At 63.4% G+C, this 14,456-nt stretch carries 11 protein-coding genes; 2 read left to right on the forward strand and 9 right to left on the reverse strand.

Going from position 1 to position 14,456, the window contains the following annotated elements; translation table 11 throughout:
* Nucleotides 1-4: 4 nt before the first annotated feature.
* The 6 genes from AC5RU3_RS00195 to AC5RU3_RS00220 all read right to left on the reverse strand — a co-directional run bounded on the left by AC5RU3_RS00195 (nt 5) and on the right by AC5RU3_RS00220 (nt 7,247).
* The gene (locus AC5RU3_RS00195) at nt 5-481 is read right to left on the reverse strand and encodes a DUF2243 domain-containing protein (protein WP_458115638.1); all 477 of its coding nucleotides are present in this window, start codon (nt 479-481) and stop codon (nt 5-7) included.
* A 69-nt stretch (nt 482-550) separates the two neighbouring features.
* Complete coding sequence (locus AC5RU3_RS00200; protein WP_493964564.1) at nt 551-1,174, reverse strand: hypothetical protein; 624 nt, start codon at nt 1,172-1,174, stop codon at nt 551-553.
* 214 nt (nt 1,175-1,388) lie between these two features.
* Entirely contained in the window at nt 1,389-3,260 is a 1,872-nt protein-coding gene (locus AC5RU3_RS00205; RefSeq protein ID WP_493964565.1) for a glycoside hydrolase family 13 protein, read from the reverse strand.
* 7 nt (nt 3,261-3,267) lie between these two features.
* On the reverse strand, nt 3,268-4,203 hold the full coding sequence (locus tag AC5RU3_RS00210; RefSeq protein ID WP_309071661.1) for a sugar ABC transporter permease: 936 nt from the start codon (nt 4,201-4,203) through the stop codon (nt 3,268-3,270).
* Entirely contained in the window at nt 4,203-5,798 is a 1,596-nt protein-coding gene (locus tag AC5RU3_RS00215) for an ABC transporter permease subunit (RefSeq protein ID WP_493964566.1), read from the reverse strand. Before AC5RU3_RS00215 ends, AC5RU3_RS00210 begins: the two co-directional genes overlap by 1 nt.
* Before the next feature lie 153 nt (nt 5,799-5,951).
* Nucleotides 5,952-7,247, reverse strand: coding sequence for a sugar ABC transporter substrate-binding protein (locus AC5RU3_RS00220; protein WP_493964567.1), 1,296 nt, complete (start codon nt 7,245-7,247; stop codon nt 5,952-5,954).
* A gap of 269 nt (nt 7,248-7,516) precedes the next feature.
* Here AC5RU3_RS00220 and AC5RU3_RS00225 point away from each other — a divergent pair, with 269 nt between their 5' ends.
* Together AC5RU3_RS00225 and AC5RU3_RS00230 are read left to right on the forward strand one after the other, a co-directional pair.
* A complete protein-coding gene (locus AC5RU3_RS00225) occupies nt 7,517-9,196 on the forward strand; it encodes a glycoside hydrolase family 13 protein (RefSeq protein ID WP_493964568.1) in 1,680 nt (559 codons plus the stop codon).
* 38 nt (nt 9,197-9,234) lie between these two features.
* A complete protein-coding gene (locus AC5RU3_RS00230) occupies nt 9,235-10,251 on the forward strand; it encodes a LacI family DNA-binding transcriptional regulator (protein WP_493964569.1) in 1,017 nt (338 codons plus the stop codon).
* A gap of 88 nt (nt 10,252-10,339) precedes the next feature.
* Here the strand turns inward: AC5RU3_RS00230 and AC5RU3_RS00235 are convergent, their stop codons facing one another.
* The 3 genes from AC5RU3_RS00235 to AC5RU3_RS00245 all read right to left on the reverse strand — a co-directional run bounded on the left by AC5RU3_RS00235 (nt 10,340) and on the right by AC5RU3_RS00245 (nt 14,424).
* Complete coding sequence (locus AC5RU3_RS00235; protein WP_309071666.1) at nt 10,340-11,374, reverse strand: M14 family zinc carboxypeptidase; 1,035 nt, start codon at nt 11,372-11,374, stop codon at nt 10,340-10,342.
* 33 nt (nt 11,375-11,407) lie between these two features.
* Nucleotides 11,408-12,574: a M14 family zinc carboxypeptidase gene (locus AC5RU3_RS00240; protein ID WP_493964570.1), complete on the reverse strand. Its 1,167-nt coding sequence runs from the start codon at nt 12,572-12,574 to the stop codon at nt 11,408-11,410.
* Between the two features lie 224 nt (nt 12,575-12,798).
* Nucleotides 12,799-14,424, reverse strand: coding sequence for a M23 family metallopeptidase (locus AC5RU3_RS00245; RefSeq protein ID WP_493964571.1), 1,626 nt, complete (start codon nt 14,422-14,424; stop codon nt 12,799-12,801).
* Between the last annotated feature and the right edge of the window lie 32 nt (nt 14,425-14,456).

Below are 14,456 nucleotides of genomic sequence, written 5' to 3' on the forward strand. Positions count from 1 at the left end.
CGGGTTACACAGGTAGGTCGCGGCGGGTCCGCCAGAGCACCACGACGCCGCCCAGCAGGACCACGACCGCCGAACCGATCCACACGACGTCGTACATCAACAGGTCCACGTTGTAGCGGATCTGATGGATGCCAAGGATCTTGTGGTTCAGCACGCCGTCCAGCAACTGGAAGAACCCGACGCCGGCCAGTACCGCACCGGTCCAGCGCATCCAGTTCACATCCATTCGACGGCGGATGTCGGCAAGCAGGAAGAGACCCCAGATCGTGATGAACCAGCCGAATGCGTGGAAGAAACCGTCGATGGTCAGAGCGACTTCGGTGGTGGAGAGGTCATAGAAATGATGCCAATGCAGGGCCAGGTGGAAGATGAATAGGTCGATCATCGAGGCAGCGATCCCGCATCCGAACAGGAACCCTGATAACACCAGGCGTCTGCCAACCGGGGCTTCCGAATGAGCGCTCGTTTGTGCAGTGGCCATGGCTCCCCTTCAGCCGTCGGAGTCGGTTTCCCTATTCTGTCGGCATCCGGCAAGGCTCACAACGATCCGTCACCCGAGTTGGCCCGCTGCAGCACTGCTCGGGACCCTCGACTGATTGACCATGAAGTATCCCGTCGTCGCGATGGCGAGCTGGAATGGAATCGCCAACAGCACGGCGGACGTCTGCTCGTTGGCCGCCAACAACAGAACACTGCTCGCGACGAGGAGAACCCCGAGCCAGCGGGGGAGAACCCCGGACCGCAGGATGAAGATTCCGATGAGTACGAATCCGATGATCAGGGTCACCATCCCGACGACCACCAGATAGGGCATTCCCGAGAAGTTGCCCCCGAAGAACGCCGCCTGGATGAATACTGCGGCCAGCAGCACCAGGAAGCCGACGGCGGCGCATGCCAGCCCGATATTCATCAGCTTCGGCAACCGGCCGGAGTGACGCGCCATCAGCGTGAGCTCGACCAGACCCAGCAGCACCAACAAAGCGGCTGCGGCACCGATGCCGGTGACCAGGTCCGACGCCGACCGCATCGGTTGGGCGGCGCATTCCGTTCCGACACATCCGGTCGGTTCCAGCGAGTGAAGGATCACCGCGACGGTACCAAGCAGGCCGCCAATCAGTGCGGCAGGACCGGCAACCCGTGAAATCAGCGAGGTGCGGGAGGTATCCCAAGTCATGAACAACCGCCATTGATAAGGAGACCCAGGAGTGATGATGTCCCATGCTTACCCGGGCCGCCGTCGTCGTCAATAAGGGGCCGCACGCAGAAGTGGCCCTTAGGCGCAGAACCGGTGCTCAGAGACAGCGGGATTTGTGCCTAGGGGCCAGTTCTGCGCCGGGCGGCGGGGGAGAGGCGGGTTGCGACGGGGCGGGGCAGAGTCCAGGCCGGTGTCAGGCAGGCGGCACGGCGACCCCGGGCAACAGCCACAGCCCTACACCGGGGCCCTCGCCGTGGAACGCCACCGCGTCCTCAGACCAGTCGGCGGAAACTGAGCCCGTGCTCCACAGGTCGGACGCAGCCTCGAAGGCAGGCACACCCACAAGATCGAGCGGCAGGCTGACGTTATCAAAGCCAGCACGGGACGCAACAACCAGCACCGACCCCGAGGCATGTTCACGGACATACGCCAGAACGGCCCCCTCGGCGTACAGCCACCGCAGCCCGCCGAAAGCCAACGCCGGCACATCGCGACGCAACCGGCCAAGGTGCGCAACGGCGTCGTGCAGTTCTCGATGCGATGGCGTCAGCGAACCCCACGGCATCGGCGTCCGCGAGTCCTCACCGTTGATGCCCTCCAGACCGAACTCGTCACCGGCAAACAGCGTTGGAATCCCGGGCATTGAGAACATGATGCCCAGCCCGACCAGTTGCCCTCCGGGAATCATTACGGTGGAGGCACGCGCGGTGTCATGGGTGTTCAGCGCCATCATGTTCTGCGTCCGTACCTGCCACGGGAACGCTGCCGCAAACACCGAGTGCAGCTCCACGAACTGCTCTGCCGGAATACGGTTCGGGCCGGGCATGGGAGTGCCGAAGAAGTTGACGTCCGATGAACCAGCCAGCCACTGCCACAAGGGCCGCGTGAAGTTCGAGTACGTCATGGCTCCGTGCCAGGTATCGCCGTCGAAATCCATCGCCGCATCGTTGGTCGATTCCGCCAGCAGCAGGGTGTCCGGATTGACCTTGTGCATCGTGGACCGGACAGCCGATGCGACGGAACGGTTCAGGTCAACGTCGCCGTGGCGGCCGGTCATGTTCGCCACGTCGATGCGCCACCCATCCAGATTGAACGGCGGCTGCAGAAACCGCCCGACGACGGAGGCCGGACCCCCGATGAACCGCTCACGCAGCGCAGGGGAGACCCAGTTCAGTTTCGGCAGGCTCGGCACCCCGAACCAGGCCGCGTAGTCGGAGCGGTCCTCAGAGAAGTAATAAAAGCCCGCCTCATCGGAACCAGGATCGACGACGGCGGTGCGGAACCACTCGTGCGCGTCGCCGGTGTGGTTGGTGGTGAGGTCACCGATCACCTTGAGCCCCCGCTCGTGGGCAGCCTTCACGAGCCGGATCAGCGCTTCATCACCGCCGAGCAGCGGATCGACCGAGCTGAACGTCGATGCGTCATAGCGGTGGTTCGACCGTGCCGGGAAGAAGGGGGTCAGGTACACCACCGTCGCACCGAGTGACTGGATATGGTCAAGCCGCTCCGCGATGCCGTCGAGGTCGCCGCCGTAGAACTGGTACGGGGTTTCGGCGCCGGACGGCTGTACCGGCGTGCTCCACTCGCAGGGAACCGCCCAGTCCGGAGCCTCCCGTTCAGCAGCCGAAGCTGACCGCTCGAACCTGTCGGGAAAGATTTGGTAGATCACACCCTGCCGGGCCCATTCGGGCGCCGGTTCATGGGCCACCATTCGAAAGTCGTGCACGTCAGGTGTGTCCCGCGCGAACAGGCCTTCCGCGTTCAGCCAGTGCCACGTGGAACTGTCGGCAGATTCGGATGGAGAATCAACCTCGAGCAGGAACCGGTAACGCGTCACCGGATTCACCAGCCGGACCGAAGCCTCCCACCACTCCCACGAGCCGACGTTCCCAAGCCGGCGGGCCTCGTCATAGTGCGGTTCGGCGTCCCTGAGAGATCGCACATACACCCGCCGGACGGACCCGTAAGACCGGGGGACCCGCAGGCGGACCGGCACCGAAGCACCCAGCGAAACGTCGGAGGGCACATACAGTGCCGATCCGTCATGATGCGGCAGGACGACCATCTGCGACTTAGCCCTTGACCGATCCGGCGGACAGACCGTTCACGATGTACTTCTGCAGATACAGGAACAGCGCCATCACCGGCAGGGCAGCGAGCACGGCGCCGGCAGCGAAGACGCCCCAGTTCTCGGAGCGCTGCTGACCCACGTAGGAGTAAAGCCCGACGGCGAGTGTCTGGCTGTCCGGGTCCGTCAACACCACGCTGGCAATCACAAACTCGCTGCTCAGGCCGATGAAGGCCAAGAGCCCGACGACGGCAAGGATCGGCGTCACCAGCGGCAGGATGATGGTGAAGAACACCTGGACGTGGCTCGCACCGTCAATGCGCGCAGCCTCGTCGAGCGACGGCGGAATGGTGTTGAAGAATCCGTACATCAGATACGTGTTCACGCCCAGCGCTCCACCGAGATACACCATGATCAGCCCCAACTGGCTGCCCAGTCCCAGCCACGGCACCACGTCGGTTATGAAGTTGAGCAGCAGGAAGATTGCGACGACGGCAAGCAGCTGTGGAAACATCTGCAGTATGAGGAGGGTGAGCAGGCTGACCCTGCGGCCCTTGAAGCGCATGCGGCTGAACGCGTACGCAGCCAGCGCACCAAGGAAGACAGTTGCTGCAGAGGTTATGACGCCGATCACCAGTGTGTTGACGAACCACTTGCCGAAGGGACGGTTGGGGTCGCTGAACAGCTGCTCGAAGTTGCCGAAGTCGATGCGGCTGAAGAGCACATTGGACCCGGCCATGGTGCCCGTCGAGTTCAACGCCGCGGACAGCACATACAGGAGCGGGAACACCGCGAACAGGGTGGTGATGACGCCCACCAGATGCCGCCAGCCCTTCTCACGGAACCAGGCGCCGAAGGACTGCTTGCGCTGGGGAGGAAGCGACGTCGTCGTACCCGATCCTGAGCCGGCAAGGAGCGTGGTTGGTGTTTGGGTGGCCATTAGTGGATCTCCTCGAGGGCCTTGGTCTGCCGGAAGCTGAGAATCGAAATTGCGGCGACGATGAAGAAGATGACGATGGACAGCGCACTGGCGAGACCGTAGTCACGGCCCACCCCGCTGCCGAACGCGACTTCGTACACCATGGTGATGAGGATGTCCGTCGCGCCTACGTTGACCGTGGTGTCTGAGAGGCGCGGACCGCCGTCGGTCAGCATGTAGATGATGTTGAAGTTGTTGAAGTTGAACGCGAAGCTCGCGATCAACAGAGGAGCGACCGAGACTAGCAGAAGCGGCAGCTTGATGGAGGTGAAGAGTTTCCAGGGGGTGGCGCCGTCGAGCTTTGCCGCTTCATTGACGTCCTCCGGGAGGGACTGCAGCGCACCGGTGCACACCAGGAACATGTAGGGGAAACCGAGCCACAGGTTGACCAGCAGGACGCTGATCTTCGCCAGCAGCGGATCGGTCAGCCACGGGATGTTCGCGCCGCCGAAGAAGGTGTTGTTGACGTATCCGAACTCGGGGTTGAGCAGGCCGGACCATACGAGGCCTGCGAGGAACGCCGGGAACGCGTAGGGGAGGATCATCAGGACCCGGTAGATGCGCTTCCCGCGCAGGTTCGGCAGGTTGAAGGCGTTGGCGAGGAACAACCCCAGCGCGAACGTGGAAAGTACCGAAACCAGCGCGAAGGTGAAGGTCCAGAGAGTCACCTGAAGGAGCGGTCCACGGATGTTCTCGTCGGAGAAGGCCTTGGTGAAGTTTGCGAAGCCGACGTCGATCTTCCAGCCGGTGCTGAGCTCGTTCCCGTCCTCGGAGACGAACGTGCCCTTCCCCGAGTCGGCGTACACGGTGCCGGTTTCGGTGTCGGTAAAGGTGTCGGCGGCTTCGTCGTATTCCAGCGTTGGGCTGTAGACATAGGCGGTGGAGCCGTCGCTGGTCTTCAGGGTGCCGTCGTCCGGATCGTCTGAGAATGGGATGGTCAGGGCGAGAATGTCGGCCTGGTTCGCCAGCACCTCGTTGAACTGGAGCGTGCGGTACCCCTCGAGTTCGGTTGCCTTCCCGGTGCCGTCGGTAACAGCATCCGATGCTTCCTCGAGCGGCTCCTCGGCGCTGCCGATGCTGATGCCGCCGTCGGGATCGGTGGTGAGGAAGTGGAATTCGCCGTCCTGCTCGACGATGGTGACCCGGTAGGCGGGGGAGTCCGGCACCCGCTGCTGCGCTGCGAGCTGGATGGCGGAGATGGCATCTTCCTTGGTGCTGTTGTGTCCGTCGCCGTAGTTGGTGAACGCCACGTAGCCGCTGAAGATCATGACGAAGACCTGGAAGATCAGCAGGAAAAAGACGCCGGGGGCAAGGTATTTGGCGGGAAGCCCTCCACGCCGGAGGTAGATCCAGTTGATGAGTAGCGTGACGCCCGCTCCCAGCACCAGCACGGTCCACTTTTCCTGCAGGAACAGGACGGTGAGGACGTAGACCGCGAAGGCGTCGACGAGCCCCAGCAGGATGATTTTTGCGAGAAGTCCGGCCATCGAGTCCGACGGGCGGAGGGACCTGGGCTGTTTCTGCGGAGAAGTTCGGGTCAGTTCGGTGGTTGGCATGGGCCGGAGCTTTCGTTCGAAGCAGTGCGTTAAGGGCAGGCACTAGTCAAGGCAGTGGCGAGTCAGGCAGTGCAGGGCACGGCCCGGGTAAAGGGAAGCCGTTGTGGGCCGGGGTGCATCCGGCCGGCCCACAACGGCTGCTTGGTGGGTGAGTTATCCGGCAGAGATCTTCTGCTCGATGTTCTTCACCATGGCCGGCCAGGCTTCCTCCGGCTTTGCAGTGCCCTTGATCAGTGCAAGTTCAGTTGCACCCCAGTCAGCCCAGACTGCCTGCATTTCGGGGACCGCGGGCATCGGAACGCCGTTGGCGCCGATCTCACCGAACGCGGCAACGATCGGGTCAGACGCGGCCTTCTCGAAGGAGGCGGTGAGTGCCGGCGGGCGGCCACCCACTCCGAACATGGCATCCTGTGCTTCTTCGGTGGTCAGGTAGTTCACTGCGAACTCGTTTGCAGCCAGGGCGTTCTTGCTCTGCGCGGAGATGAAGTACCCGTTCACGCCGATGAAGGGCTGAGCAGGCTCATCGCCCACAGTAGGCAGGGGATCGACGGCGACGTTGATCCCGGCTTCCTGAGCGGCGCCGACGTTCCACGGGCCGGTCAGGTAGTAGGGGGACTCACCGGCAAGGAACTTCTCCTTGGCGATGTCACCGGTGATGTTCGAGTTGAGGATGCCGGATCCGGCGTCGCCCCACTCAACGAGCTTCTTCGCGAATTCGACGCCGTTCTCCTCACCGAGCAGGAGCTTCGAGGCGTCGTAGCTGCCGTCCTCATTCTGGGCGAAAACCGGAACGCCCATCGAGGTCTGGAAGGGGTACATGTGGTACGGGTCTGCCTGCTTGGGGTCGAGACCCACGAGGAACGGGAACTCCGCGTCGCCGGCCTCGACAGCTGCCTCGCCGTTGGCGATCACCTCGTCGAAGGTCTCTGCGGCCTCAGGCACCATGTCGGCGTTGCGCAGCAGTCCGATGTTTTCGATCGCGTAGGGAACGCCGTACAGGCTGCCCTCGTAGGACATGGCCTGAATTGCCGATTCCTGGAACTCGCCTGCCTTGTCGCCCAGCTCAACGGGAGCAACGACGCCGTTCTCCACAAAGGTGCCGATCCAGTCGTGCGGGCCGACGATCAGGTCCGGTCCGTTGCCGGTGGGTACCTGGGTGATGAAGTCGTCACGGACGGCAGCGAAGTCTTTGACCGCGAGGTCGATCGAGATTCCGGTGTCCTCCTCGAAGGATGCAGCGATCGACTCGAGCGCTGGAGCACGCTCCGCGTCCACCCACATGGTCAGGGTGGTTGAGCCACCTTCGGCGAGGTTGGTGGGCGCAGCCGATTCTCCGGTAGTGGACTCGGTGGACCCGCCGCCGCAGGCAGTCACTGCCATCACGGCGACGGACAGAGCGGCTGTGCCCAGCGTCCGTCGATGGAGGAGTCTGGTTGTTTGCACCTTCATTGGTGAACCTTTCTGTGGCGCCGGACGGCAGCCCATCAGTGGGCATTGCGCTTCACGGCGCTGGTGAGAATGAGAGACCGGTTGGTAGTGCCGAACCCTTCGCAATCCGTCGGAAGGGGTGAGGCACAACACATCGTAAGCGTTTACGGTCAATCCGCACAAGATGAATTTTGTGGCCCGCGAGAATCCGCGGGAGGGTTGGTACAACGGGATCAAGAGCAACTGTAAACGCTTTCAATTAACGTGCTGCCGTGGTTAGCATGTACCCCATGCCCAACGCCGTATCGCTTGCGCCAGCTGTCTCCGCCCTGTCGCCCGCGCCCACATTTCATGCACCTCTCCACACCGCACACGACGACGACGCATGGTGGCGCTCATCGGTCATCTACCAGGTCTACCCCCGGTCCTTCAGGGACCTGAACGGTGACGGCCAGGGGGATCTCGCAGGGATCACGGCTGAGCTCCACCAGCTCGCCGACCTCAGCGTCGACGCCATCTGGATGTCTCCGTTCTACACTTCGCCACAGCGGGATGGCGGCTACGATGTCGCCGACTACTGCGACGTCGACCCCATGTTCGGCAGTCTCGAAGACTTCGACCGGCTTACGGCACGAGCAACAGAGCTGGGGATCAAGGTAATCATCGACCTCGTCCCCAACCACTGCTCCAGCGAACACGCACTCTTCAAGGCCGCCCTTGCCGCTGAACCCGGCTCACCGGAACGCGCAATGTTCATCTTCCGCGACGGAACCGGCCCCGACGGGTCCAATCCGCCGAACAACTGGCAGTCGCACTTCGGCGGCTCGGCCTGGACCCGCACGCTGAACGACGACGGCACACCCGGCCAGTGGTACCTCCACCTCTTCGACTCCTCCCAGCCGGACTTCAACTGGGACAACCCGGCCGTGCACGCCGAGTTCGAGCGGATCCTCCGCTTCTGGCTGGACCGGAACGTCACCGGCTTCCGCGTCGACGTCGCGCACGCCCTCGTCAAGGCCGAAGGCCTTCCGGACTGGCACGGACGCCCCGACGGGTGCTCGACTGAGGAACACCCCGGCCACGCTGCGCCGATGTTCGGACAGAAGGCGATCCACGACATCTACCGCCGGTGGCGCTCGATCCTGGGCGAGTACGACGGCGACCGCATCCTGTGTGCGGAAGCGACCATTGATCCGTTGTCGCGGCTGGTGAACTGGGTTCGCAACGACCAGATGCACCAGGCCTTCAACTTTGCCTATCTGCACCACCCGTGGGATGCCGCCCGGCTCCGGGAGATCATTACCGACTCACTTCAGGCGTTCGACAGCGTCGGCGCTCCAACCACCTGGGTCCTGAGCAACCACGACGTTCCTCGTCACGCCACACGATTCGGGGAAGAAAGGCCGGAGGTCGGGCTTGACCGCGCACGCGCTGCATCCCTGGCGATGCTGGCACTGCCCGGCGGCGTGTACCTGTACCAGGGCGAAGAACTTGGGCTGCCCGACCACCTCACCATCCCGGACGAACTTCGTCAGGACCCCACCTTTGTTCGCACCGGCGGAGAACGAGTGGGCCGGGACGGATGCCGCGTCCCGCTGCCCTGGCGCGCGGATGAGCCGCACTACGGCTTCGGCTCGAACGACGGCGGCTGGCTGCCTCAGCCCGAGGACTGGGCGACCCTTGCCCGCGACTCCCAGCAGGCAGACCCTGCATCGACCCTCAATCTCTACCGCTCTGCGCTCTCGCTCCGAAAAGAGCTGGGGCTGGGCGCAGGGTCGCTGAGCTGGGCGGTGGACGCCGACGGCACCGACACCATCGCATTCCTCAACAATGACGTGATGGTGATCTTCAACATGGGACAATCTGACATCAACGTACCTGCGGGCTCGGTTCTTGCGGCCAGCCATGCGGATGCCGGTGCCGACGGCGTATTGGCGCCGAACCGGTGCGTATGGCTAAGACTCAACTAAGAGGACCCCGCCCGTCCTTTGCTCTGAGGGAGGGCGCCGTGGTTGGCATCAAGGATGTAGCAGCGCTTGCCGGCGTTTCCACGGCCACGGTTTCCCGTGCCCTCAACGGCAACGGTCAGGTCTCACAACGTGCCCGCCTCAAAGTGCTCGAGGCCGCGAAGGAACTGGAATTCGTTCCGTCCTTCTCGGCCTCGTCGCTCGCGTCGGGCCGGAACCGAAATGTTGGCGTCGTTGTGCCCTCCGTCAACCGCTGGTACTTCTCCCAGATTGTGGACAGTGTCGCCGCGTCCCTGCTCGACGCCGGTTACGACCTCACGCTCTACAACGTCAGCGACGGCGCCGCTCACCGTGACAGGGTGTTCTCCGAGTTCCTGCTACGGCAGCGCTGCGACGGCGTTATCTCGGTATCGCTGCAGCTCTCCGACACTGAACTAGGGCAGCTCCTCGCGGTGGGCAAGCCGATCGTCGGCATCGGGGGACCGCTGCCGGGCGCGGACACCATCAGCGTGAATGAGTTCTCCATCGCGCAGCTCGCAACCGAACATCTGATCAGCCTGGGGCACCGGCGGATCGGTTACGTCGGCGGACCAGAGGATGCGGCGCGGGACTTCAACATTTCCGAGGGCCGGCGTCGTGGCTACGAGGTGGCGATGGAAGCGGCGGGACTGGAGGTGTCGTCGTCGTGGTTGGCGTACGCGGACTTCACGATTCCGGGTGGTTACGCCGTCGCGAAGCGCATGCTCGGTTATCCCCGCAACCGGCCGACCGCCGTTTTTTGTGCCTCGGATGAAATGGCAATCGGCGCTATCGTCGCGGCCCGGGAACTCGGGATTCGGGTGCCGGATGCGCTTTCCGTGATTGGAATCGACGGTCACGACCTGGGCGAGGTCTTCGGGCTGACCACTGTCGCACAGTATCCGGCGCGGCAGGGCGCCAGGGCTGTCGAACGGATGCTGCAGCTCTTCGCCGGTCCTGCCGAATCCGGCGACCCCACCGACCACACGGCGCATACCGAGATGATCGTGCGATCCAGTACCGCTGCACCAGGGGAATAGACACCGGGGGAGTAGTCCACACACGCAGAAGGGGCGGGCCGCTGTAAGCGGCCCGCCCCTTCTGCGTGCTGTGGACTACCGGACCTGGTTACTCGGAGCGGTTGTTCTGCTCTGCAAGGGTGTCCCAGAAGGAAGTGTCTGCGGTGCTGATCGAACCGTCAGCGATCGCGCGGACCGTCGCGTCGAGTGTGGTGACGGTCTGCTTGATCAGGTAGCCGTTGCTCTTCTGGCCGAGGACGGCGCCCTCGTTGAAGTGGTCGGACATACCGCGCATCTCGAACAGCAGGGTGGAGATTCCGTACTCGACGGCGATGCCGTTGCGGCTGATGGTTTCGGCGGAACCACCGACGTACTTGCCGAGGTGGCCCCAGCCTGTGGAGTCGACGGCGTCGAACACTACTGCGCCGAGGCGCTTGGAGCCCTCGAGCACGTCCGGATCAACGTTGGGCGTGGTGGGGTGCAGGATCGAACCGGAAACCAGCTTTCCGTCGCGCTCGCTGTTGGTGCCCTGGTGATGGAGGTCGATCATGTAGTCGATGTCGTACTTGGCCATGACGTTGGTGTGCAGCGCCTGGGTCTCGGGCTGCACCTTCGCGACATGGTCGCGGTTCAGGTCCACGCCGACAGCGTTGTATCTGGTCAGGTGCCGGTCACCGCTGGCGATGTAGTCATCGAGCGAGAAGTTGACATCACCCATTGCACCGTCCGGGTTGAGCATGGGCACTACCAGGATGTTGACGCCGTCGAGGACTCCGCCGGTCTTGCCGGTGCCGAGGTGCTTGATGAACTCGAGCGCACCCTCTGTGGTGAGCTGCTCGTTGCCGTGCTGCTGGGTCAGGAAGAGGATGGTCGGGTTCTCCGGGTTGGAGATGTACTTCGCGAGATAGAGGTCGCGGCCCTTCACGGACTGCCCGATGACCTCAAGCTCCATTGCGTCCTGCTTGGCGTCCTGAGTCTTCAGGTAGTCGACCATCTCATCGTAGGTGCGCAGGATCGAAGTGTTGATGGTTTCGTTGCCGTTGTATCCCGGTCCCTCGCCTACGGCGAAGCCCGGCGCGGAAACGGCCACGGAGGAGATGGTGAGGGCGCCGGCGAGGGCTGCTGCTGCAAGTGATTTCTTCACAGGGAAGGGTTTCCTTTCAGGAAGTGCTGGAGATCAGAAGGAGACCGGAATGGTGCCGGCGTAGTCGGTGCTGTAGCCGGTGACCGGAGTGTGCGGAATTTCTTCCCACACGTTGGGGTCCACTTGCTGGACTTCGTCGGTTGCCAGGCCGGACAGGAGTGTCTTCATGGCGAGCACATTCTGCTGAATGCTCTTGCCTCGCGCCTTCTGGCCGAGGCTGCCGTCGCTGGTGTTGCCCGAGGTCTCGAAGAAGACCACAGGGTTCGAGTGTCCGGACGGGTTCAGGCCCTGATAGTTGAGTCCGAGCATCATTGCCGACACAACGCCGCCCTTGATGTCGATTTCCAGCGAACCGCCAACCTGATAGCGGTCCATGGTGATGTAGCCGTACTTGGACAGTTCCTGGAAGACGTGGCCGTGCATCTGACGGGTGAGCACGTCGTAGGCCCCACCTTGCAGGGTCGGCAGCGTGGGGCCGCCGGGTGCAAGAGAGATGCCGAGGGAGAGGGTGACGTCGTCGCCCGTGCCGTACTGCTTCTTCAGGCCCTGATGATGGATGTCGATCCCGTAGTCGGGTTTGACCATGGTCCAGTACTCGTAGAACGCAAGGGACTCGTCGGCCTGGAACTTGTCAGCGACCCAGTCGCGGTTGAGATCGACGCGCTGCTCCTGACCGGCGCCGTTCAGGAGGGGCTTCCCGGTTTCATCGTCGTACAGGACGGTCTGGCGGATGTTCATCTCGCTGCCGTCCGGGTTGTACATCGGGATGAAGTGGATGGTGAACGCGTCACGGATTTCCTGGTACTCGGCGGATCCGTTCGTGCCAAGGTCCTTCAGAAGGGTCAGGATCGATTCGGCACCGTAAGGCTCGTTGCCGTGGATGCGTCCCTGCACCCAGACGTCTTCCGGTCCGTTTCCGACCGTTGCCACGTAGAGGTCGCGGCCCTGTTCACTCTTGTTAACCTCTGTGCCGGCTTCTTCCAGCGTGAAGACATCGACCGGATACCGGCTGTTCTTCTCAAGCTTGGTCAGTTCGGCGATGGTGTCGTCATAGGTGAGGATGCTCGCGGTGTTGGTGTTTCCCTCCGTCGACGGGAACTGTGCGTTGGCGACGGCGGGCGGACCAACCAAGATGGGCGCAGCCAGGGCAGCGGTGCTCAGGAGCGCGATCTTGGCAGAGAGCGGGAAAGGCTTTCCCATATGTGTGAACCTCCGGATATGTCTCAAAGAGAGGGGGGTGACACGAGGTTACTTGGGGTAAGCAACCAAGGGAAGAGGCTAAGGCAATCTCGTACCAATATGACTATGGTGTCTTGACGCATTGCCCGGACGACCCGTACAAGGAAATCCGGACGCGCTGCTGAAGCGAAAATGCCCGGATCCTTTGGGAGGATCCGGGCACATTCAAACTTCGTCGTCAGTATCTACGGCGCCGCGGCGACAACTTCGCTCGCCGGGTCACACAGTTCCTCAACAGGCCGCAGCAGCCCGGTGACGGGATCGATCGCCAAACCAGTTTCCGGATCAATCGTGATCAGGTCCGCCGCCGAATCGCCGAGCGGGTCGCAGGTCTCCGGCGCAGCGGCCGACGGCGTAGTCGGAGCCGGTGAGTCCGCGGTCGGAACCGCTGTATCACTCGGGGCCGGATCCGCGGGGGTTTCAACCACCGGATCGGTGACCGTTGGCGTCGGCTCCGGATCAGTGACAGGGGGTGTCGGCTCCGGATCAGTGACAGGGGGTGTCGGCACCGGATCAGTGACAGGGGGTGTCGGTTGAGCGGGGGTCTCGGTCGCTGGCGGTGGAGTGGAAGGGGTCTCGGACGCTGGCGGCGGAGTCGAGGGGGTTTCGGTCTCGCCGGACGGAGGCGTCACTGGAGCCGTCGTCGTCGGGGGCGTGCTCGTGACCGGGGGCTTCGTCGCAGGAGGCGTGGACGTGGATGTGCCCGGTTTATCAGTGGGCGTTCCTGAAGACGACGGCGTCCCTGTGCTGGACGGCGTTCCCGAGGTCGACGGCGTTCCCGACGGCGACGCCGTGACGATCTTGCCCGGCGAGGACTTCTCCGCGGCGGACGGGGTCTTGCCGGTGGCAGGGCGCTTCCCGAGCGCAGACACCTCAGCATCAACGCGCGACGGTGACTTGTAGGCGATCGGCTCGATGGGCTCGGATGAAGCGAGGTAGGCGACCCAGGCGGTGTCGCCGTCGCGCCCGTTACCGGTGCCGGGCGTGAAGTTCACCAGGCTCGGCATCTCGGTTGGTCCGCTGCCATCCAGCGGGATCAGCTTCCAAGCACTGGGGTCGGTGTGTGCGCCGTCAAGGATGGTCTCGAAGTGCAGGTGACATCCGGTGGACCAGCCGGTGGTGCCGACTGTGGCGATGACCTGCCCTGCACCTACGCGGTCACCGGTTTCCACAGCGACACCCTCGAGGTGGTTGTAGGTAGTGACAAGCCCGTTGCCGTGATCGAGCTCAACTCGGTTGCCGCCACCCCACGGATGCCAGCCAACCGCACGCACAACCCCGGCATCCGCCGAGAAGACCCGGGTGCCGCACGGCGCTGCGAAGTCCTGGCCTGAGTGGAACTCACCGTGCTCACCCGTGATGGGGCTGGTGCGCAAACCGAATGGGGAACTGGGGGTGAGGAACTGCAGCGGCGAGATGAGCATTCCCTTGCCGGGACGCCCCATGGTGCTGATTTCTCCGACTGAGGCTTCCTCAGCGTTCGCCCGTGCGCGGGCTGATTCCTTGGCGCCTGGAATCTCACGACCCGGAACGAGGGAATCGGAGCTGCCGTGGGGCGCGGTGACCTCCGGTGCTACCAGCAGCTGTTCACCCACGAATCCGGTGGGTGGCTCTGCGACATCAGTGGAGTTGCCGGCACCCTGCGCGAGGATGGTGCCTGCTGCTCCTGATCCGGATGAGAGGGGCGTAGCCCCTGGGTAACCGAATGAGTAGATGACAGCCACCGCAAGACAGACGCTCATGCCCGACCGCACCGCACGACGACGGCTCCTCAACACTTGGTGGCCGGACGCTGGCCTGACTTCACTCACTGGTACTCCCCGTACATTTTCCCCTATTGAAG

The organism is Arthrobacter sp. MDB1-55 (assembly GCF_059092925.1).